Origin of the sequence: Xanthomonas sp. NCPPB 3761 (genome assembly GCF_041475705.2) — a bacterium.
GTDB lineage: Bacteria > Pseudomonadota > Gammaproteobacteria > Xanthomonadales > Xanthomonadaceae > Xanthomonas > Xanthomonas phaseoli.
Genome location: NZ_CM191262.1, coordinates 1,802,753 through 1,823,969 on the forward strand (window position 1 = coordinate 1,802,753; position 21,217 = coordinate 1,823,969).

Consider the following 21,217-nt stretch of genomic DNA (forward strand, 5'->3'; position numbering starts at 1 on the left):
GGCGCTTGTCCCATTCCCGACTCTCCATTCCCGATTCCCGGCTCTTACAGGCCGAACAACATGCGGCCCGGGTTCTCCAGCTGGTTCTTGATGTCTACCAGGAACTGCACCGAATCCTTGCCGTCGATGATGCGGTGGTCGTAGGACAGCGCCAGGTACATCATCGGGGCGATCACGACCTGGCCGTTCTCGGCGATCGGACGCTCCTTGATCGCATGCATGCCCAGGATGGCGCTCTGCGGCGGGTTGATGATCGGGGTCGACAGCAGCGAGCCGAAGGTGCCGCCGTTGGTGATGGTGAAGGTGCCGCCCTGCAGGTCGTCCAGGCCCAGCTTGCCGGCGCGCGCCTTGGCGGCGTAGTCGGCGATGCCCTGCTCGACGTCGGCGAACGACTGGCGCTCGACATTACGCAGCACCGGCGTGACCAGCCCCTTGTCGGTCGACACAGCGATCGAGATGTCGCTGTAGCCGTGATAGATGATGTCGTCGCCGTCGATCGAGGCATTGACCAGCGGGAAGCGCTGCAGCGCGTTGGCGGCGGCCTTGACGAAGAAGCTCATGAAGCCGAGCTTGATGCCGTGCGCCTTCTGGAACTCGTCCTGCAGCTCCTTGCGTGCGGCCGACACCTTGGCCAGGTTGACCTCGTTGAAGGTGGTCAGCATCGCGGTGGAGTTCTTGGACTCCATCAGGCGCTTGGCAATGGTCTTGCGCACGCGGGTCATCGGCACGCGCTCTTCCGGGCGGGCGCCCGAAGCCTTGCCGACGCCGCCGGCCTTGGCGAAGTTGACGATGTCTTCCTTGGTCACCGCGCCACGACGGCCGGTGCCTTCGACCTGCGACGGATCCACGCCCTGGGTGATTGCGGAGAAGCGCGCACCTGGCGGCAGCGCATCGGCAGCGGACTTGGACGCAGCCGCAGGCGCGGCGGCGGCAGCCGGTGCCGGAGCGGCTGCTGGCGCAGCAGCGGCAGGCGCCGGTGCAGCGGCCTTCTTCTCTTCAGCCGGTGCAGCGGCAGCCACGGCGCCTTCTTCGATGATCGCCAGGATCTGGTTGCTGGTGACCGTGCTGCCGGTGTCGAACTTGATTTCCTTCAGTACGCCGTCGACCGGCGAAGGAACTTCCAACACGACCTTGTCGGTTTCCAGGTCGACCAGATTCTCGTCGCGCTTGACCGCTTCGCCGGCCTTCTTGTGCCAGCTGGCGATGGTGGCGTCGGAAACGGATTCGGGCAGTACCGGAACTTTGACTTCGGTGGCCATTCGGGGAGCGTCCTAGGGTTTTCGTTCTTTGGGGAAGAGGAGTTATTCAGCGACTTGGTCGTTGAACGGGTTGAGCAGCGCATCGGCAACCAGCTTCTGCTGCTCGATGATGTGGTCGGCCATGTGGCCGGCGGCAGGCGAGGGCGAACGGGCACGGCCGGCGTAATGCAGGCTCTGGCCGCTGGCCAGGCAGAAGTTGAGGTGGTGGCGGATCTGGTACCACGCACCCTGGTTCTGCGGCTCTTCCTGGCACCACACCACGCCGGTGGCGTTGGCATAGGCCTTGAGCTCGGCCGCCAGCTGCGCGCGCGGGAACGGATACAGCTGCTCCACACGCAGGATGGCGACATCGTCCTGGCCGCGCTTGGTCTGGTCTTCGAGCAGGTCGTAATAGACCTTGCCCGAGCACAGCACCACGCGCTTGACCTTGGCCGCGTCGGCCTTGGCGTCCGGGATCAGGTGCTGGAATTGCCCGTCGGCCAGTTCTTCCAGGCTCGACACCGCCAGCTTGTGGCGCAGCAACGACTTGGGCGTCATCACCACCAGCGGCTTGCGGGTGGTCATGCGCATCTGGCGGCGGATCATGTGGAAGCATTGCGCCGGCGTGGTCGGCACGCAGACCAGCATGTTCTCCAGCGCGCACAGCTGCAGGAAACGCTCCAGACGTGCAGAGCTGTGCTCCGGGCCCTGGCCTTCGTAGCCATGCGGCAGGAACAGCGACAGGCCTGCGATGCGGCCCCACTTAGCTTCGCCGGCGGCGATGAACTGGTCGATCACCACCTGCGCGCCGTTGGCGAAGTCGCCGAACTGCGCTTCCCAGATGCACAGCGCATTCGGGTCGGTAGTGGAGTAGCCGTATTCGAAGCCCATCACCGCTTCTTCGCTCAGCAGCGAGTCGATGACGGTGGCGTCTTCCGGGTTCTGCACCAGCTGGCGCAGCGGCAGGTAGTAATCGTCGGTCTTCTGGTCATGCAGGATCGCGTGACGGTGGAAGAACGTGCCGCGGCCGGCGTCCTGGCCGACCAGACGCAGCTTGTGACCCTCGGCCAGCAAGGTGGCGTAGGCCAGGTTTTCCGCGAAGCCCCAGTCGCCAAGCTGGTCGCCTGCCGCCATCTTGACGCGATCTTCGTAGATCTTCGCCACGCGGGCATGCAATTCGACGCCTTCGGGGATGGTGGTGATCAGCTTGGCCAGACGGTCCAGCTGCTCGCGCTTGACGCGCGTGTCCACCGGATCGGCAGCGGTGCCGACCAGGTACTTGGACCAATCGATGGCAAATTCGTCCGGCTTGCGCTTGGCCAGTTCGGTGGTGTACTCGCCCGAATCGAGCTTGTTGCGGTAGCCGTCCACCAGGGCCTTGGCCTCGTCGGCGCTCAGCACGCCGTCGCTTTCCAGCTTGGCGGCATACAGCTCGCGGGTGGTCTTGTGCTTGCGGATGGTCTGGTACATCACCGGTTGGGTCGCTGCCGGTTCGTCGGCCTCGTTATGGCCCCAACGGCGGTAGCAGACCAGGTCGATGACCACGTCCTTCTTGAACTGCTGGCGGAATTCGTAGGCCAGCTTGGACACGAACATCACCGCGTCCGGATCGTCGCCGTTCACGTGGAAGACCGGCGCGCCGATCATCTTGGCCACGTCCGTGCAGTACAACGTGGAGCGGGCGTCGTCGCGGGTGCTGGTGGTGAAGCCGATCTGGTTGTTGACCACGATGTGCACGGTGCCGCCGACCGCGAAACCGCGCGCCTGCGACATCTGGAACAGTTCCATCACCACGCCCTGGCCGGCGAATGCGGCGTCGCCATGGATCAGGATCGGCAGGACGGCCTTGCGCTCGGCATCGCCGAAACGCTCCTGGCGCGAACGCACGCTGCCGACCACGACCGGGTCGACGATTTCCAGGTGCGAGGGGTTGAACGCCAGTGCCAGGTGCACCTGCTTGTCGGTGCCGACTGCGATATCGGCCGAGAAACCCATGTGGTACTTGACGTCGCCGGTGTGCGCGCGGTCGTCATGGGCGTGCTCGAACTTGCCTTCGAATTCGTCGAACAGCTTGCGCGGGTTCTTGCCCAGCGTATTGACCAGCACGTTGAGGCGGCCGCGGTGGGCCATGCCGATCACGATGTCCTTGACCTGATCGTTGCCGGACTGGCGAATGATCTCGTCCATCATCGGGATCAGCGAATCGCCGCCTTCCAGCGAGAAGCGCTTCTGGCCGACGTACTTGGTGTGCAGGTAGCGCTCCAGGCCTTCGGCAGCGGTGAGCCGCTCCAGGGTGCGCTTGCGGCTGGCCGCATCGCCGGCAATCTTGCCGCCGGCGTCTTCCAGGCGCTTGTAAATCCACTGGCGCTGGTCGAACTCCTGGATGTGCATGAACTCGGCGCCGATGCTGCTGGCGTAAGTCGCCTTCAGGCGCGTCAGCAGATCCTTGAGCTTCATGCGCGGCTGGCCACCGATGCCGCCGGTACTGAACTCGCTGTCCAGATCGGCCTGGGACAGGCTGTGGAACGGCAGGTCCAGGTCGGGCGGGTTGACCGGCGGGACCAGGCCCAGCGGGTCGAGCTGTGCGCCGAGGTGGCCACGGGCGCGGTAGGCAGTGATCAGACGGCCGACATTGCGCTCGCGCTCGTCGCTGGCGCCTGCGCCGGTACCGGCGTTGGCAGCTTGCTTGGAGGCGGTGAGGATATGGGCGATGGCCGCCGAATGCGGTACGTCACCGGCACCGCGACCTTCGAAACCATCGAAGTAGCTCTTCCACTTCGGATCGACACTGTCCGGGGCGACGAGGTACTGCTCGTACAGATCCTCGATGTAGGCGGCGTTGCCGCCGGCGAGCTGCGATGACTGCGCGAACTGCTTTAGGAGATTATCCACGATGGTAAGTCGGGTCTGCTGTGGGGATGATTGTGCGGAAGCGGCAGGGCGAGATGCCCCGTCGGTCGGTCTCAAATCTCGAAAAATTATACCCCCTTGCGCTAGTGAGGGGGCGTCTGCAAGCTGACCGGCGGGGTAGACCAATTGCGCGCGCGCCTACGTGCGAGCGGCGCTGTGGGGTCAGATGCCGAGCGCGCGCGGCTCGTTCCAGAGCGCGCTGCGCTCCCATATCTGCGCGAATTCGCGCTCCAACTGGCGGCTGCGCGCTGCACCCGACAGCCAGGTTTCGCCATCATCGAAGCGATGACCCGTTGGACGAAAGTAGTAGGCGTCGTCGCCGACAACATAGACCGATGCAAAACTTGCATCGACCGGGTCGCTGACCGCGCGGAACCGGAACACGCTGGGCAGGCGCTGTGCCAGGCGCAGCATCGCGCTGCTGCTGGCCGCGGCACTGGCGGTGTCTTGCACCAGGACATGTACACGCTTGTCGTGGCGGGCGGTGGCGAAACGACGCAGCGCGTCGAGCACCGCGGCGTTGTCGAACAGGGGCGGGTCCAGGGCGCGGGTGTAGATCAGCACCTGGCGGCGCGCGGCGCACAGCAACCCGGTGGTGGCGGCCAAGGCTGCGGTGAAGGAGTCCACTGCCATCGGGCCGTCGAGGCGACGGTGCACGACGGTACCGGGCGCATCGTGGGCCTGGCCAATGCGCTCGGGTGAGGAGAGGGTGCCAGCGTCGGGCAGAAAGCCCAGGCGCGCGAAGACCGCTTCCGCAGCTGGGCTGGGACATGCGCGCAGGCTAGGCCAGCCGTGCCGCCGTGCCGCGTCGACTGCGGCAGCGAGCAGTTGGTCGGCCACGCCACGGCGGCGCCAGTTGGGCAGAACGCCGAGGCGGTCGAGGCGGCGATCGGCGGTGAGCCGCACCGAGGCGATCAGCTGGCCCTCGTCGCGTACGGCCAGATGCAGGCTGAGCGGATCCAATGCATCCCACTGGACACCGCCGGTGGCGCCAGCGGTGTCGGTGGCGCAGGCCAGCCGCAGCGCACGCAGCGCCGCCGCGTCGGCGGCCGGGTCCAGCGTGACGATCTGCGGTCTGGCGTGCGCGGTCATGCAGGCTTGGTGGTGTCGTCGCTGTCGTCGGAATCGGTCTTGTCGGCGATCGCACTGTCGACGTCCTGCTCGGCTTCGGCATCGTCGCCGGGTTCGACATCGGCCTCCAGCGCCTCTGCCGGGGTGTCGGCAGCGTCGGCAACCTGTTCGACATCGGCGTCGGCATCGATGTCTTCGTCCGCCTCCGGCGCGTCGTCCTCGGCATCGGCATCTTCGTCGTCGTGGTCGGCCGACACGCTCAGGGCATGCGCGTGGTCGTCTGCGAGGTCGTCCTCGGCATCTTCGTGGGCGCGCTGGTAGTGGCCCTGTGCCAGCAGCTCCAGTACCACCTCGCGGCCACGCGGGGACAACTGCGCGTACAAAGTGCCGTCGATCTCTTCGGCCGCGGCCAGACGGGACGCATCCTTGGCCGACAGCGCAAACTCCAGGCCGCTGCAGAACAGCGTGGCGCCGCGTTTGGCGCGCCGCCAGGCCAGCCGCGACCACGGGTGGCGGTGCAGCAGCACGCCTTCTTCCAGCGCCTGCTCGACCGCTTCGCGCGGGATCGGCTCGGGCGCCGGCACCACGTCGCCGGAGGCGCGGTAGGTGGTCATGAAGCGGCCGAACCAGTCGCCCAGGCGGTCGGGGTCGTTCATGCGCAGCGCATTGAGCGCAGCGACCACGCGGTTCATCGCGGTAACGTCGATTTCGTAGGGATCGGCCGGCACCTTGAGGTCTTCGTCGTGATAGCGCACGGCCTCGTCGGCATCGGCAATCAAGGTGTCCAGGTAATCGCCGATCAGCTCGGCCGAGGACGGTGCGCGGGTGCCGATGGAGAAGGTCAGGCAGGCGTCTTCGGCCACACCGTGGTGCGGGATCAGCGGCGGCAGGTAGAGCATGTCGCCCGGGCCCAGCACCCAATCGTGGGTGGGCTTGAACTCGCGTAGCAGCTTGAGCTCGACATCGTCGCGGAACGCCAGCGGCGTGGCCTTGCGGCCCTGGACGGTGCGCGCGTCGATCTGCCAGCGGCGGTGGCCCTGGCCCTGCAGCAGGAACACGTCGTAATGGTCGACATGCGCGCCCACCGAACCGCCAGTGGCCGCGAAGCTGATCATGATGTCGTCGATACGCCAGCGCGGCAGGAAGCGGAAGTGCTCCAGCAGGGCACGCACGTCGGCGTCCCATTTGTCCACGTCCTGCACCAGCAAGGTCCAGTCATGGTCGGGCAGTCCGGGAAAATCGGTTTCCTGGAACGGGCCGGTGCGCACGTCCCAGCCGTCGGTGGTGCGGTCGTGGCTGATCAGGCGTGCCAGCACGCCGTCTTCGCAGGCCAGCCCGGCCAGGTCTTCCGGCTGCAGCGGCGAGGCGAAATCCGCGAACGCATTGCGGATCAACAGCGGGTGCTTGTGCCAGTAATTGCGCAGGAAACGCTCGACCGGCATGCCCAGCGGCTGTCCCGGACGGGCCTGGACTTCGATGGCAAGTGGGGTCGCTTTACGTACGGCCATTTGGGGTCCTTACACGATGTAGAAGAGAGTGCGGTGCGCGGCATCGGCCGGCGCCAATGGCCTATTGTCGACTGCCCGAGCCGGATGTGCACCTGTGCGGCGCGCAACGTGCCCGCTCCGGTTCGCCGCTGCAGGGCTGGCCGGCGTTTCCGATCGCTTCTTCGTGTTGATGGCCTTGCCAGCGGCATGGTGGCGCCTGCCGCGCACGCCGATCGTCGCGTGCGCGGGTAGCGCACCAGCACGCATCACATCACTTTGTTGCCGCTGCCACGGTCGTCCAGTGCGGGTTTGCTGGATGGGTTGACGGTGTTGTCGTTGCCCGAAAACCGTACCTGTTTGACGGCGCGCGCCAGCACCAGATTCTTGTTGCCCTGGATATCCACGGTGTCGACATCGGTCAGATTGAGCGTGTTGTCGTGACCGCTCACGCTGAGCTGACCGAGTTGCTCGTTGAGCACCGTGAAGTTGCTTCCCTCCAGCCGAATGCTGCGTGCAGTGTCCAGATTCATCGTGCCACGCGAGGCGGTGATGGTGACCGTGCCGCACTCGCCGTGCAGGATCCATTCGCTGTCATTGCGGGTCAGCCGGACGTCTTTGCCGGCACAGTCTGCGCCGCTGGCCGGATCGGTCAGGGGAGTGGAGACCGCCGATGGCGCCTGCGCAGCGGGGCCCTCGCCGCCGCATCCGTTCAGTGCAAGGACGCTTGCCAGCGTCAACAGTGACAGTGCCGTGTGAGTGACGCGCATCGCCGATCTCCTGAAGGTGAGGCCGGCACGATAGCAGTGCGGTTGGGTCACCCATGTGCAGGCGCTGGCCGGGCGTCCAACCCGCCAACGATGTGGAGTGCGTCCGGTGCGAGGTGTCGTGGACTCGTTATCACTGGCCGTGATCGGCCTGCATCGACATGTGGTCATGTCGCTGCAGGCTCGCCGATGCAGCTTCGCCGATAAGGTCGATGACGTGACCCGCTGCGCAAGCTCGCACCGCGCGTGCGCTTCGGTCAGCTCAGATCGCGCGCGCCAACTGCTCGGCCAGGCCGGTGTAGGCGCCCGGGGTGAGCGCGCGCAGGCGCTGCTTGTCGTCTTCGGGCAGTTGCAGGCTTTCCACGAAGGCCTGCATCGAGGCGGCGGGAATGCCCTGGCCGCGGGTCAGCGCCTTGAGTTGTTCGTACGGATTGGGCAGGCCGTGGCGGCGCATGACCGTCTGCACGGCTTCGGCCAGCACTTCCCAGGCCGCATCCAGGTCGGCATCCAGGCGCTCGGGGTTGACGGTGAGCTTGCCCAGGCCCTTGGCCAGCGAATCCAGCGCGACCTGGGTGTGGCCGAACGCGGTGCCGAGTGCGCGCAGCACGGTGGAATCGGTGAGGTCGCGCTGCCAGCGGCTGATCGGCAACTTGGCGGAAAAGTGTTCGAACAGCGCGTTGGCGATGCCGAAATTGCCCTCGGCATTTTCGAAGTCGATGGGGTTGACCTTGTGCGGCATGGTCGAGGAGCCGACTTCGCCCTCTTTGAGCTTCTGCTTGAAGTAGCCCAGCGAGATATAGCCCCAGATGTCGCGCGCCAGGTCGATCAGGATGGTGTTGGCGCGGCGGCTGGCATCGCCGATTTCGGCCACATTGTCGTGCGGTTCGATCTGGGTGGTGTAGGGGTTGAACACCAGGCCCAGGCTTTCCACGAAACGCTGTGCGAACGCCGCCCAGTCCAGGTCCGGGTACGACACCAGGTGTGCGTTGTAGTTGCCGACCGCGCCGTTGATCTTGCCGGTCAGTTCGACTGCGGCGATCTGCTTGCGCTGGCGCTCCAGGCGCGCGACCACGTTGGCGATTTCCTTGCCCAGCGTGGTGGGCGAGGCGGTCTGGCCATGGGTACGCGAGAGCATCGGCTGGGCCGCCTGCGCATGCGCCAGGCTGCGCAGCGAGGCGACGATGCCGTCCAGGCTAGGCAGCAGCACCTCGCGGCGGGCCTGCTCCAGCATCAGGCCGTAGCTGAGGTTGTTGATGTCTTCGCTGGTGCAGGCAAAGTGCACGAATTCCAGTGCCGGCCCGAGCTCGGCGTCGTCGGTGAGCTGCTCCTTGATGAAGTACTCCACCGCCTTGACGTCATGGTTGGTGGTGCGCTCGATCTCCTTGACGCGGGCGGCATGGGTGACGCTGAAGCCATCGGCCAGCGCACGCAGGCGCTGCGCGGCGCTTTCCGAGAACGGCGCCAGTTCGGCGATGCCCGGCTCGCTGGCCAGTGCCAGCAGCCATTCGATTTCGACCTTGACCCGGGCCTTGATCAGGCCGTATTCGGAAAAGATCGGGCGCAGCGCATCCACCTTGGAGGCGTAGCGGCCGTCGAGCGGGGACAGGGCGAGCAGGGCGGAATCCGACATGGGCAAGGGAGGCAGCGGTGACGGTGGGGCCAGCATTCTACGCCGCCAGGGCCGCAGGCAGGCTCGCAGCGCTGCAAAACCGGTCCTCCAACCCGCGTCGGCGTGGGCTGAATGGCGGGCTATCGGCGCGGCAGAGAAGCCCCGACATGGCGCGAGCTGCACTTTATGGTAGAGCTCCCCGCGCTGTTCCGGCCTGCCATGCGCCCGATCTTCGCTCGCCTCGCCTTCGCGATCTTGTCCGCCGCGCTGCCCGCCGCCGCGCAGGATGCCGACTTCGCCGCGCAGGCGGCGGCGCTGTATCGCACCCCGCCCGCGATCGCCAGCTGCCGCGCCGGCGAGCTGCAGCCGGCGCAGCGACAACGCGTGCTGGCGCTGATCAACGACATCCGTCGGCTGCACGGTCTGGAGGCGGTCGACGACGACCCGGCGGCCGAGACCGAAGCCACCCAGGCGGCCTTGGTCATTGCCGCCAACGGCCGCCTCAGCCATACGCCGACGCCCCACTGGCGCTGTTATTCCGACACCGCAGCCAGGGGCGCGCGCCGCAGCCTGATCTATGGCGGGGTCAGCTCGCCGCTGCTGCGTTTTTCCAGCGCCGAACAGATCGTGATCGAATGGCTGACCGACGCCAACAACGTCAGCGCCGGTGGATTGGGGCACCGGCGCTGGCTGCTGGATCCGTTTCTGCAACGCGTCGCCTTCGGCATGGTGGCCGGTCGCGACGGCGCTGCGGTCAGTAGCGGTGCTGCGCTGCGCTTGGTTCCGACGGTCGGCGTCGCTGCGCGCACGCGCGAGGATTTCATCGCCTGGCCGATCGGCGAGTACCCGCGCCGCTACTACGTCGACGATGCGCTGTTGTCGTTCACCGCCTTGCCGGACCGCAAGCGCAAGTTCGCCAATCGCGATGTCGACTACGCCGATGCGCAGGTGCAGGTCCGCGAGCGCGATGGACGCCAACTGCAGGTGCGCAACCTGAGCGACGACCACGAAGGTTTCGGGGTACCCAACAGCCTGCAGTTCCGGGTGCCGCGCCTGCAGCCGGGTGTGATCTACGACGTGACCATTCGCGGGGTGCGGTTCGGCGGGCAGTCGCGCGATTACCGTTACTGGTTTCGCATCGGCCAATCGCCTGGCGCGTCCGCCGAATGACTCGACGGCTTCAGCTTGCCGCGTCGACGGCTTCGCCCACCGGACGCACCGTGACGGCCTGGATGCGGTGGCCTGCCATGCGCCGCACGGTCAGCAGGTGCCCATCCAGTTCCAGCGTTTCGCCTTCCTCCGGCAGGCGCTGCAGCTGATACAAAATCAGTCCGCCGACCGAATTGACGTGGTCCGGTGCGCTCAGATCCTGACCGAGCAGGCGTTCCAGGCGGAAGATCGAGGTGCTACCGGCGACCAGCAGCGAGCCGTCCTGGCCACGGATCGGGGCATCGCGCACCGCATGACGGTGCTCGTCCTCGATGTCGCCGACCACTACTTCCAGCAGGTCTTCCAGGGTGAAAAAGCCCAGGATGCGGCCTTCTTCTTCCACGCACAGCGCCAGGTGGGTGGTGCCGGTGCGGAATTGCTCCAGTGCGTTGGGAATCGGCGTTTCCAGGGTCAGCACGGTGGGCGGGCGCAGCAGCGGGCGCAGATCGTCCAGGTTCTGGCCGCGCGCCATCGCCACCAGCAGATCCTTGGTGTGCAGGATGCCCAGCACTTGCTCGCCATCGGCATCGAACCAGGGGTAGCGGCTGTAGCGCGACTCACTGAATTCGGCCAGCACCGCTTGCAGGTTCATGCCTTCGCGCAGGCTGCGCATGTGCTCGCGCGGACGCATCAGATCGCCGGCGACCAGATCCGGCAATTCCAACGCGTGGCTCATCAAGGCCAGCCCCTGGTCGGGCGTTGCGGCGTTTGGGTCCTGGCGGCCGACGATCAGCATCAATTCCTCGCGTGAATAACGATGCGAGTGATGTTCCACTTCGCCCCAGCCGAGCAGGCGCAGGAAGCGATTGGCGCTGGTATTGAGGACCCAGATGGCCGGGTACATCAGCCAATAGAAAACGTATAGCGGCGCGGCGGTCCACAACGACATGCGTTCCGGGCGGCGGATCGCCATGGTCTTGGGCGCCAATTCGCCCAGCACGATGTGCAGGAACGAAATCAGGCTGAACGCGATTGCCAGCGCAGTGAACTGTGCCGCTTCTGGCGACAGGCCCAGTGTGTCGAATAGCGGTTGCAGCAGATGCGCGAACGCCGGCTCGCCGACCCAGCCCAATCCGAGCGAGGCCAGGGTGATGCCGAGCTGGCAGGCCGACAGATACGCATCCAGATGCGCGTGTACACCGAGCAGCAAACGCCCGCGCCAGCCGTTGGTCTGCGCCAGGCCCACCGCTTGCGTGTGCCGCAGCTTGACCAGCGCAAATTCGGCGGCGACAAAAAACCCATTCAACAGCACCAGCAGCAATGCCACCAACAGCAGCAGGACGTTACCCCACATGGCCGCCTCCATGCGCTGCGGGAGCGGTACATCGGCATGCGACCGCATGTGCAGCGGCGACAAGCGGTGTCGCGGAAATCGATGCGGAACTTACGTTTCTACAGTCAGGCTCATCGCCCATGGCGGCTTGGTATCTCGTCAAGATCAGCAGGCAGTCTAGCCGACGGCGTGCGACGACATCGTCGCAACGCGGCGAGCGAGTATCGTAGACAGCCTCGCCAGCGTGGGTACGCCCGCCGCCAGCCATCCATCACCACAAATCAGCAATGTGCGGAGAGTGCAGATGAGCGAACGTTTCAGGACCGAACACGACAGCATGGGCGAACTGCAGGTGCCCGCCGATGCGCTGTGGGGTGCGCAGACCCAGCGCGCGGTGCAGAATTTCCCGGTGTCCGGGCAGCCGATGCCGCGCGGTTTCATTCGCGCGTTGGGCTTGATCAAGGCCGCGGCAGCCGGCGTCAACGCCGAGCTTGGATTGCTGCCCAAGTCGATCGGCAAGACCGTGCAGGCCGCTGCATTGCAAGTGGCCGAGGGTCGCTTCGATGCGCAGTTTCCCATCGATGTCTACCAGACCGGTTCGGGCACTTCATCCAACATGAATGCCAATGAGGTGATTGCCACCTTGGCCACGCGTGCCGGCACGGATGCGGTGCATCCCAACGACCACGTCAATCTCGGCCAGAGTTCCAACGATGTGGTGCCCACCGCCATTCGCGTGTCGGCCTTGCTCGCCGTGCAGGAACATCTGCAACCGGCGCTCAAGCATCTGCGCAAGACCATCGACAAGCGCGCCAAATCGCTGGACAAGATCGTCAAGACCGGTCGCACGCATTTGATGGATGCGATGCCGCTCACCTTTGGGCAGGAGTTCGGCGCGTGGTCGGCGCAGCTGAGTTCGGCGCAGGAGCGTATCGACGACGCGCTCAAACGCTTGCGCCGCTTGCCGCTGGGCGGCACGGCGATAGGCACCGGCATCAATGCCGATCCGCGTTTCGGTAGCAAGGTGGCCAAGGCCTTGTCCAGCCTGAGCGGAGCCAGGTTCCAGAGCGCGGAAAACAAGTTCGAAGGACTCGCCGCACAGGACGACGCGGTGGAGTTGTCCGGCCAGCTCAACGCGCTGGCGGTGGCGCTGATCAAGATCGCAAACGACCTGCGCTGGATGAATGCCGGCCCGTTGGCGGGACTGGGCGAAATCGAACTGCCGGCGCTGCAGCCTGGCAGCTCGATCATGCCGGGCAAGGTCAATCCGGTGATTCCCGAAGCTACCGTGATGGCGTGCGCGCAGGTGATCGGCCACCACACGGCCATCACCATCGCCGGGCAGACCGGCAACTTCCAGTTGAACGTGACGTTGCCGCTGATCGCCTACAACCTGCTGGATTCGATCACCCTGCTGGGCAACGTGTCGCGTCTGTTGGCCGACACCGCCATTGCCGGGCTGAAGGTGCGTCAGGAACGCGTCCGCGAGGCGCTGGACCGCAACCCCATTTTGGTGACGGCACTGAATCCGATCATCGGTTATGAAAAAGCCGCGGCGATTGCCAAGCGCGGCTACAAGGAGCAGCGCCCGGTACTGGATGTGGCAAAGGAAGACAGCGGGCTCGGCGAAGCGGAACTGCGGCGATTGCTCGACCCGGCGGCATTGACGCGTGGCGGTATCCAGGCCGGCGGTGGTGGCGGGGGGTGATTACCGCAGTGCTTGCGTAGAGCGCACTTGTGCGCGATGGGGCGTTATCGATGACGCCTGTCGCGCGCAAGCCCGCTCCTACAGGTTTGACGGCCTGGTCGTCGCCTGGCTAAGGTGCCCGAGCGTCAGTGCCGCTCGGCTTGCACGTTACTGAAACTCTCGCGATACGGCTGCAACGACGGAATTTCATCCAGCAACTCGCCACTGAGGGTCTGGATTTCCGGCGTAGCGGTCAGCTTGATCGACTTGTACTCCGGATCCGGACCGGCCTCGTTGACCGCCTGCTGACGCAGCATCTGCAGGTGGCCGAACAGCAGCTGCAGCTTGGCGCGTGTCGGCTCTTTCTGCGGCAGCGCGATGTCGTCGATCTTGAGCGTGCCGTCGGGGGTGATTTCGGCATTGGCAGCCGGCGGGCGGCGGATCATCACCGACTGCGTGGTGACCGCAACGCGCGGCTTGCCGCGTTCGGCGCGGCGAGACGACTGGTCGCCACAGGCAGCAAGCGTGCACAGCAGCAGCGCCATGCAGAGCATCACGAACTTGTTCATGGGGTCGATGGAATGAGGGGAGCGCACTAGTGTAATCCCGCCCCGGTCGTCGAATCGGCAAAGCGGCGGTTCGGCGCCTGCCAAAATGTCGCAGGGCGTCGTTCTGTTTGGTCGCCGTGCACGCATCGCCGGCTCGGAGCACATTCCGGGCCGGCCACTCAGCCACCGCACCGGCTGCGCAGGCGGTGCGATACGCAGTTGCCGAGCGTTGCTGAAAGAAGCGCTGCCACCTCCCTGCGAACGGTCGTCAACCAGGCGTGTGGCGCACAAGCGTCGCAGTGGACGAGCGGCACATGCCGCTCCGTGCGACGACCACGCCCGGCCGGCGGTGGGCGTGGTCGGTTTGTCGGTCGCTCTACGTGCGGCAATCGTCGATGTCGTGCTGCGTCAGCGTCGAATACGGCGCAAAGGCCGGCACCAGGTGCGCGGCTGCATCCTGTGCGGTGCGCAGCGTGGCCAGCTGATCGCAGATCTGCAGGGCCTTGTTCTTGAAGGTGTCTGCCTCGGCCTCGATCCTGTCGCCGATCTGGTCGGAGTTGCCGCTGAGCACGCCCTTGATCGCTTCGCCTGCCGCATGTGCGCCAAACGCCGCGCCCTGGGTGCCGATGTCGATGCCCTTCTTGGCCACGCCTTGCACCTGCGCGTAGTAGCTGCGCATCGCCTGACGTTGCGCCTGGTTCAAGTCAACCGGCTTGCCGTCGATGCTGAGCGCGCCATCGACGCTGATGGTGGCGGCCGGCAAGCCATCGCGCTTGAGCGTCAGGCTCTTGCCGATAAAGGTCACGCCGGCACCATTGGCCTGGCCGGAGACGTTGACGGTGGGTTCGGATTTGCCGCAACCCACCAGCAACACGCTCATCACTACCGCCGAAACAAGCACTTTCATCAGCAATTCCCCCACATCCTGAAAGAAGTCGTCATTTGTCTGCCGGCACTCGCGTGCTGCCGGTGACATCGCTCACACTGATATCGCCGCTGCCCTTGCGCGCCACGTTCAGATCGCCGCGCACCTTGCGGACGTTCAACGCGCCGGAAGCGACCGACTCCACGTTGACATTGCCTTGCACATCGCGGATATCGACATCGCCCGAGCCGATCGTGCCGATCTTGATGTTGCCTGCGACGCCGTGCAGCTTGACTTCGCCGGACTGCACTTTCGCCACCTCTGCCGCACCGTGCACCTCACGCGCCTTGAGGTCGCCCGAGCCCACTGCCAGCACGCGCAGGGCGCCCAGATCTTCCAGCTCGACATCGCCGGAACCCACCTTGGCGGTCACGCGGCCCTTGGTGTGACGAATCGTCATGTCGCCGGAACCCACGTCCGCGCTCACTGCGGCGGCCCCGTTGATCTGCGCATCGCCGGAACCCACGTCGAATTGCACCAGCAGCGTGTTTGGCACGCTGCCGCGCAGATCCAGGTAGGAATAGCTGTTGCCGAAGGAAAACCGGCGGTCATCGTTCAAGCTCACCACCAGCTTGTCGCCGACGCGCTTCTGGGTCACGGTCAGGCTCTTGAGCAACTCGGCCCTGGCAGCGCAGGCGCGCCCGCTCAGTTTTCCGCCGCCGCTGGGCGAGGCGTCCAGATGCAGGTCGTTGGAAGCGACCTCGAACAGGACCGACTTCACGCCGGTCAGCTGCAGGTCCAGGCTGCGCGGTTCGGAGAATTTGCACTGCTCCTCTGCCGCTGCAACACCGGGCAATGCGAGCAGGATGGCCAGGCTCAGGGTCAGGCGCATGGGACGTCCCTCAGGCTTCGGAGCGCCGACGGCGCAGATAGATGGAGGCGGCGATCAACGCAACGCCGATGGCTGCGCCGATCCAGATGTCAGGGCTGCCATACACACGTGTGCTATCGGTGTGCTGCAATGCCCACTGCACCAGATCGCTGGGGTTCTGGATCATGCTGCTGTCCAGATTGCCGCTGACGGCAAGTGGCGACCAGGTGCCGGGCAGGGCGCTGAGCAGGCCGCGATAGCCGACGACGTACCAGATCCAGCCGATCGGCAGCGACACGCCTGGCATCGCCGAGAGAATGCTCAGCATCACGCAGGCCAGCAGCGGAAACAGCACCGCCCACAGGAACGGCTTGCTGTTGGCCCAGGCCGAGCAGAACATCAGCCAGCCCACGGTCGGCAGCGCCCACAACAGGCTCATCGGAACGGTCTTCAGCAACAGCCACAGCAGCGAAAACGGATGCGAATGGGTCGCCAGCGCCCAGGGGCTGGGCACACCTGCAATCAAGGCGCCAACGATGGCGATCAACCACAGCGCCATGCCGACCGCCGCACCGATCGCGATGGAAATCAGCGGCGCCAGCAGCAACGCCCAGGCGGCCTTGGACAACACCGTCTGCACGTCCGACACCGGCAACGATTTCCAGAACAGCACGCTGCGGTCGCGGCGGTCGTCGTACAGGCTGCCGAGCGCATAGAAAAACACCACAAACGCCAGGACCACCGAGGCGATGCCGATGCCGCCCAGCAGCAGGCCGTCGCCGACCTGGCCCAGCGTGCGGGTGTATTCGGCCAGGTCGTCCATGGCGATGCTGTCGCCGACCATGTTGCGGCGCGCACTGATCGCACCGATCACCGCGCCCAGCAGCGCGAAGAACACCGCAATGCCGCCGGTGATGAACTGCGCCCACACGAAGCCGCCACGGTGCTCCCAATATTCGCGTTTGAGCAGCCAGGCGAAGGTGCGTGCGGGTGACGCTTGGTTGGTCACTGCATTCATGCGTAGGTCCCCTTCATGACCGCAACGAACAGGTCGGCTAGGCCGGGATTGCGGGTTTCGCCAAAACGGGCGAGCTGCTCTTTCGGCGCGCCATCGAACAACATCACGGTCTTGCCGAACGGCAGGCCGCGCTCGTCGATCGGTTTCAGGGCGCGCGCTGCATCCAGCTGGTCGGCACCGACCAGGACTTCGGTATAGCGCTCGGAGACGCTTTCCATATCGGCGGTGAGCACGATGCGGCCGTCGCGGATGAACATCACATCGGTGAGGATGTGTTCGATCTCCTCGACCTGGTGGGTGGTGACGATGATGGTCTTCTGCTCGTCGAAGTAGTCCTCCAGCAGGCGCTGGTAGAACTGCTTGCGGTAGAGGATGTCCAGGCCCAGGGTCGGTTCGTCCAGCACCAGGATGCGTGCGTCGATGGCCATCACCAGCGCCAGATGCAGCTGCACGATCATGCCCTTGGACAACTCGCGCACCCGCGATTTGCGGTTGAGCTGGGTATTGGCCAGGAAGCGCTCGCACTTGGCGCGATCGAAACGCGGATGCACGCCGGCGACGAAATCGATCGCTTCGCCGACCCGCAGCCAGCGTGGCAGCACCGCCACATCGGCAATGAAGCAGACCTCGTTCATCAGCGCGTTGCGCTGCGTGCGCGGATCCATGCCCAACACCTGCAACTCGCCGGCGAAATCGGTCAGGCCCAGCACCGCCTTGAGCGCAGTGGTCTTGCCGGCGCCGTTGGGGCCGATCAGTCCAATAATGCGGCCAGCGGCGATGGTGAAGCTGGTGTTGTCCAGCGCAAGCCGATGCTTGTAGGCCTTGCGCAGGCCACGTGCATCGACCACATGGTCGGAGGAGACGGCGGTCATGGTGTTTTTCCCTGTGGCAACAGATCGTCGATGGACAGTCCCAGGCGCTGGATCCTTTCCAGCACGGCGGGCCATTCTTCATTCAAGAAACGCTCGCGTTCGCTGCCACGCAGCTTCTGTGCGGCTTCCGGGGTCATGAACATGCCCAGGCCGCGGCGTTTCTCCACCAGGTTCTCGTCGGCCAGTTCCTGATACGCACGCGAGACGGTGATGGGGTTGAGTTGGTAATTGGCCGCCACCTGGCGCACCGAGGGCAGAGCGTCGCCGGGCTTAAGAATTCCATCGAGCATCATGGCAATCACCCGTTCCTTGAGTTGGCGGTAGATGGGAGCGCCGTCGCTCCACTGAATATCGTTCATGATCAGCTCCGTGGGCGCAGGGCCTGCGCGAAGGAGAAATAGGGCATCGACAGCGAAGCGCGCACATGCCGGCCAGGCCGGGAACGCGCTTCGGGGGGAGTTGTCGCGTTTTCCGTAACCGCCTCCGACACGCCATAATCGGCGCCGGACTCCGTCACCTGACTGGAAGCGGCTCCCAGGCAACCAATGGCAAACAGGGTGCTGCCGAACAGCAACAGCGGAACTGGTCGCGTGAAGCGTGTGCTGTTCATGCTTTCCCCTGCGTTGGATGACTGGTGTTGTATTCAACTATAACACCGACACGCAGGTAGTCAACTGTTTGTCATCCCCAACTGATGGCACCCCTTTATCGGTGCGCCGCCTCAACTCTCGAAGGGCATTGCTCATGTTGCTCAATCGTCTGCTAGCTCTTGTATTGACTGGCTTCTTTGCAACGTCCGCGTTCGCTGCCGGCACCCCGGTACTGGATGTGGAGTACCGGCCGCTGGCCGGCAAAACGCCGATCAACCTGAACCGTACCTACGGCGGCAAGGTTGTCATGTTGGTCAACACCGCCAGCAAGTGCGGCTTCACCCCACAGTACGAAAGTCTGGAAGCGCTCAACCAGCGCTTCGGCAGCCGCGGCTTCACCGTGCTGGGCTTTCCGTCCAACGATTTCCAGGGACAGGAACCGGGATCTGAGAAGCAGATCCAGGAATTCTGCACGCTGACCTATGGCGTGAAGTTCCCGATGTTCGAAAAGGTCCATGTGCTGGGTGCGCAGGCAACGCCGCTGTATCAGCGCCTGACCCAGGCCACTGGCGTGGCGCCGGGCTGGAACTTCCACAAGTATCTGATCGGTCGCGATGGCCGGGTGGTTGCGCAGTTCCCCAGCAAGATCAAACCGGACGATCCGAGCGTGCTGGCAGCAATCGAACGCGAGCTCAAGGCGCCGGCGCGCTGAGCGCAGCGCTCGCATCGCCGCGCGCGCGTGCGACAATGCGCATTCAGCGCCATCGGTGGCGTGTCTTTTCACTTTTGGGAAGTGCATCGAATGAAGATGGGAAAGCGCGGCGCGGCGGCGTCGTTACTGATGGTGGCAATGGCGGCGTCGATGCCGGCGATGTCGCAGCAACCGGCCGCAGCGGCCACCAAGGAGAAGCCAGCTTTGAATGCATCGTCTGATAAGAGCACGCGCGACAACGTCAGCTACGCCATCGGTATGGACGTGGCACGTTCGTTCGAGCCGATTGCTCAGGACATCGATGTGAACGCGATGCAACGCGCCATCGAAAATGCGTTCAAGGGCGGCAAGCCGCTGTTGTCGGATGAGCAGACCCAGGCCACCGATACTGCGCTGCGTACCGCGCTCGCTGCCCGCAACGGCCAGCAGGTGCCAGGCATGGCGCCGGGCGCCGCGCCGGCTGCGCCGTCCAAGGAAAATGTCGGCCTGATGCTCGGCGATCGTGCGGTTGGTCCGTCGCTGGCCGGCATCAAGGGTGAGATCGATCTGTCGATCCTGATCGAAGCGGTGCGTACCGTGTTCGCCAAGGGCACCACGCGTCTGACCCAGCAGGAGGCCGCAGCCACCATGCAGGCATTCGCCTCTGCCAAGCAGGGCGCTGCCGCTGCTAATAATCGTCAGCAGGGCAATGAATTCCTTGCCAAGAACAAGACCGAGAAGGGCGTGATCACCACCGCGTCCGGCCTGCAGTACATGGTGTTGCGCCAGGGCAGCGGCGAGCGCCCAATGCGGACCAGCAAGGTGCGTGTGAACTACGAAGGCAAGCTGCTCAACGGGCAGGTCTTCGACAGTTCCTACCAGCGCGGCCAGCCGGCGGAGTTCGGTCTTGATCAAGTCATTCCCGGTTGGACCGAGGGCGTGGCGTTGATGCCGGTCGGTTCGAAATACCGTTTCTGGATTCCTTCCAACCTGGCCTATGGCCCGAACGGCACGCAGGGCGGGCCGATCGGACCTGACGCAACGTTGACGTTCGATGTCGAACTGATGGGTATCCTTCCCTGATCTTCCGCGGCAGGCATTCCATTCCATGCGCGTTGCGATCTTCGGCACCGGCTACGTGGGTCTTGTGACCGGTGCCTGCCTGGCGGAAGTGCGGCATCAGGTGGTCTGCGTGGGTATCGATCAAGCCAAGCCTGATGCCCTCAATCGCGGGTTCTGGCCTTCTGCGACGAGGCCTTCGCTGCCCTGGAAGGCGCCGACGCACTGGTGGTGGTCACCGAGTGGAAGCAGTTCCGCAGCCCGGACTTCGGCAAGATCAAGCAGGCCTTGAAGGACGATGTCGTCTTCGACGGCCGCAACCTTTACGATCCGCAGCAGATCGAAGCCGCAGGTCTGGCGTACTACGCCATTGGACGAGGCCGTTCGCTATATGCATGAGCAACTCCCGCTGCACGACCGCGCGCTGGAAGCGCGGTTGATCGAATTGGAAACGCGCCTCTCCTTCCAGGAGCAGGCGCTCAACGAACTGAGTGAAGCACTTGCAGACGCCCGCTTGACGGGTGCACGCAATGCCGAATTGATCCGCCACCTGCTCGAGGACCTGGGCAAGGTGCGCTCCACGTTGTTTGCCGATGCAGCGGACGAACCGCCGCCTCCGCACTACTGATTGCAGATTGCCACCGCCATGAGCGATACCTTACGTGACCAGTTGCTTGGGTTGGGCTTCAAGTCCGCGCCCAAGCCCGAACGCAAACCCGATGCACGGCCTGCAGCGCGTGCACATGGCCATGCTGGCAAACCAGCACCCGGGGGCAATCGGCCGGGCCAGGGCAGGGGCCCGCAGCGGCCGCATGCCGCCGCGGCAACCGACGGCAATGGCGAGCGCAGACCCGCTGGCAGGCCCGAGCGTCGGCACGACGGCAAGCCCGGCACCGCGCCGCGTCCACCGCATTCCGCTGCAGACCGTCGTGGTCCCAAGCCGGCGCGCACGCGCGAAGATATCGATCTGGCCAAGGCCTATGCGATCCGTGCGCAGCGCGAGAAGGACGAGCGCATCGAAGCCGAGCGAGTGAAGCAGGAAGAAGCACGCCTGCGTCGCGAAGCCAAGGCCAAGCTCGAAGCGCTGGTGAAGGACAAGGGTTTGAATGACGCCGCTGCGGATATCGCCCGGCATTTTCCGTATGGCGGCAAGATCAAGCGCATTTACGTCACCGCCGATCAGCTCAAGGCGCTCAACGTCGGCGAGCTGGGCGTGCTGCAACTCAATGGACGCTATCTGCTGGTGACTGCCGAGCTGCTTGCCGAAGCCGAAGCGGTGTTCGCCCCATCGGTCGCCCTGAAGGTGGACCCGAACGCACCGGCGGGCGACGACCCGTACGCTGATCCGAAGTATCAGGTGCCCGACGACCTGGTCTGGTAAGGCGCGCGATGGGTGGTGTGTGGCGTGCATGGGCGCGCACCGGTGCCCATTTCATTGCATTTTCCGCAGGCAAT

General features: G+C 65.0%; 20 protein-coding genes and 2 pseudogenes. 8 read left to right on the forward strand and 14 right to left on the reverse strand.

All coding sequences use genetic code 11. The annotated features are described in order from the left end of the window. Positions 1-44: 44 nt before the first annotated feature. The 6 genes from sucB to purB all read right to left on the reverse strand — a co-directional run bounded on the left by sucB (position 45) and on the right by purB (position 9,100). Positions 45-1,259 carry a dihydrolipoyllysine-residue succinyltransferase gene (gene sucB, locus ACCQ00_RS07920; RefSeq protein ID WP_039569057.1) on the reverse strand — a complete coding sequence of 405 codons (1,215 nt, stop codon included), beginning with the start codon at positions 1,257-1,259 and terminating at the stop codon, positions 45-47. Between the two features lie 42 nt (positions 1,260-1,301). Continuing rightward, the gene (locus ACCQ00_RS07925) at positions 1,302-4,130 is read right to left on the reverse strand and encodes a 2-oxoglutarate dehydrogenase E1 component (protein ID WP_039569061.1); all 2,829 of its coding nucleotides are present in this window, start codon (positions 4,128-4,130) and stop codon (positions 1,302-1,304) included. Between the two features lie 180 nt (positions 4,131-4,310). Next, positions 4,311-5,240, reverse strand: a complete 930-nt coding sequence (locus tag ACCQ00_RS07930) for a GNAT family N-acetyltransferase (RefSeq protein ID WP_039583409.1) — start codon at positions 5,238-5,240, stop codon at positions 4,311-4,313. Then, positions 5,237-6,727, reverse strand: a complete 1,491-nt coding sequence (locus tag ACCQ00_RS07935; protein WP_039569067.1) for a ribosomal protein uL16 3-hydroxylase — start codon at positions 6,725-6,727, stop codon at positions 5,237-5,239. Before ACCQ00_RS07935 ends, ACCQ00_RS07930 begins: the two co-directional genes overlap by 4 nt. 245 nt (positions 6,728-6,972) lie before the next feature. Then, complete coding sequence (locus ACCQ00_RS07940; RefSeq protein WP_039569070.1) at positions 6,973-7,473, reverse strand: DUF3060 domain-containing protein; 501 nt, start codon at positions 7,471-7,473, stop codon at positions 6,973-6,975. 259 nt (positions 7,474-7,732) lie between these two features. Continuing rightward, positions 7,733-9,100 (reverse strand): adenylosuccinate lyase, encoded by a 1,368-nt coding sequence (purB, locus tag ACCQ00_RS07945; protein WP_039569073.1) that lies wholly within the window; start codon positions 9,098-9,100, stop codon positions 7,733-7,735. 165 nt (positions 9,101-9,265) lie between these two features. Here purB and ACCQ00_RS07950 point away from each other — a divergent pair, with 165 nt between their 5' ends. Beyond that, a complete protein-coding gene (locus ACCQ00_RS07950) occupies positions 9,266-10,249 on the forward strand; it encodes a CAP domain-containing protein (RefSeq protein ID WP_039569076.1) in 984 nt (327 codons plus the stop codon). A 10-nt stretch (positions 10,250-10,259) separates the two neighbouring features. On the opposite strand, the gene ACCQ00_RS07955 is transcribed toward ACCQ00_RS07950, so the two are convergent. Continuing rightward, positions 10,260-11,645, reverse strand: coding sequence for a hemolysin family protein (locus ACCQ00_RS07955; protein WP_039569078.1), 1,386 nt, complete (start codon positions 11,643-11,645; stop codon positions 10,260-10,262). A 220-nt stretch (positions 11,646-11,865) separates the two neighbouring features. Between ACCQ00_RS07955 and ACCQ00_RS07960 the strand changes: the two genes are divergently transcribed. After that, positions 11,866-13,269: a class II fumarate hydratase gene (locus ACCQ00_RS07960; protein ID WP_372354100.1), complete on the forward strand. Its 1,404-nt coding sequence runs from the start codon at positions 11,866-11,868 to the stop codon at positions 13,267-13,269. Positions 13,270-13,394: 125 nt separating this feature from the next. Here ACCQ00_RS07960 and ACCQ00_RS07965 read toward each other — a convergent pair whose 3' ends face one another. From ACCQ00_RS07965 to ACCQ00_RS07995, 7 genes are all read right to left on the reverse strand, one after another. Next, positions 13,395-13,817: a hypothetical protein gene (locus tag ACCQ00_RS07965; protein ID WP_017156800.1), complete on the reverse strand. Its 423-nt coding sequence runs from the start codon at positions 13,815-13,817 to the stop codon at positions 13,395-13,397. A gap of 355 nt (positions 13,818-14,172) precedes the next feature. After that, entirely contained in the window at positions 14,173-14,703 is a 531-nt protein-coding gene (locus ACCQ00_RS07970) for a DUF2884 family protein (RefSeq protein ID WP_039569081.1), read from the reverse strand. 31 nt (positions 14,704-14,734) lie between these two features. Then, on the reverse strand, positions 14,735-15,553 hold the full coding sequence (locus ACCQ00_RS07975) for a DUF4097 family beta strand repeat-containing protein (protein ID WP_039569084.1): 819 nt from the start codon (positions 15,551-15,553) through the stop codon (positions 14,735-14,737). A 10-nt stretch (positions 15,554-15,563) separates the two neighbouring features. Then, a complete protein-coding gene (locus ACCQ00_RS07980; protein ID WP_039569086.1) occupies positions 15,564-16,550 on the reverse strand; it encodes a hypothetical protein in 987 nt (328 codons plus the stop codon). Next, the gene (locus tag ACCQ00_RS07985; RefSeq protein ID WP_005913764.1) at positions 16,547-17,422 is read right to left on the reverse strand and encodes an ABC transporter ATP-binding protein; all 876 of its coding nucleotides are present in this window, start codon (positions 17,420-17,422) and stop codon (positions 16,547-16,549) included. Before ACCQ00_RS07985 ends, ACCQ00_RS07980 begins: the two co-directional genes overlap by 4 nt. Then, a complete protein-coding gene (locus tag ACCQ00_RS07990; protein WP_022559650.1) occupies positions 17,419-17,781 on the reverse strand; it encodes a GntR family transcriptional regulator in 363 nt (120 codons plus the stop codon). Before ACCQ00_RS07990 ends, ACCQ00_RS07985 begins: the two co-directional genes overlap by 4 nt. A gap of 2 nt (positions 17,782-17,783) precedes the next feature. Then, positions 17,784-18,032: a hypothetical protein gene (locus ACCQ00_RS07995; RefSeq protein WP_015472303.1), complete on the reverse strand. Its 249-nt coding sequence runs from the start codon at positions 18,030-18,032 to the stop codon at positions 17,784-17,786. 134 nt (positions 18,033-18,166) lie between these two features. On the opposite strand from ACCQ00_RS07995, the gene ACCQ00_RS08000 reads away from it, so the two are divergent. From ACCQ00_RS08000 to ACCQ00_RS08025, 6 genes and pseudogenes are all read left to right on the forward strand, one after another. Then, positions 18,167-18,724 carry a glutathione peroxidase gene (locus tag ACCQ00_RS08000; protein ID WP_372354101.1) on the forward strand — a complete coding sequence of 186 codons (558 nt, stop codon included), beginning with the start codon at positions 18,167-18,169 and terminating at the stop codon, positions 18,722-18,724. 90 nt (positions 18,725-18,814) lie between these two features. After that, a complete protein-coding gene (locus tag ACCQ00_RS08005) occupies positions 18,815-19,786 on the forward strand; it encodes an FKBP-type peptidyl-prolyl cis-trans isomerase (RefSeq protein ID WP_022559647.1) in 972 nt (323 codons plus the stop codon). A gap of 25 nt (positions 19,787-19,811) precedes the next feature. Beyond that, positions 19,812-19,883 (forward strand): annotated as a pseudogene (locus ACCQ00_RS08010) (hypothetical protein); the annotation flags it as partial. Between the two features lie 56 nt (positions 19,884-19,939). Then, a pseudogene (locus ACCQ00_RS08015) lies at positions 19,940-20,161 on the forward strand (UDP binding domain-containing protein); the annotation flags it as partial. Further along, a complete protein-coding gene (locus ACCQ00_RS08020; RefSeq protein ID WP_008576524.1) occupies positions 20,154-20,390 on the forward strand; it encodes a SlyX family protein in 237 nt (78 codons plus the stop codon). The pseudogene ACCQ00_RS08015 and the gene ACCQ00_RS08020, both read left to right, overlap by 8 nt. An 18-nt stretch (positions 20,391-20,408) precedes the next feature. Then, positions 20,409-21,143, forward strand: a complete 735-nt coding sequence (locus ACCQ00_RS08025; protein WP_335930296.1) for a DUF2058 domain-containing protein — start codon at positions 20,409-20,411, stop codon at positions 21,141-21,143. Positions 21,144-21,217: the final 74 nt, after the last annotated feature.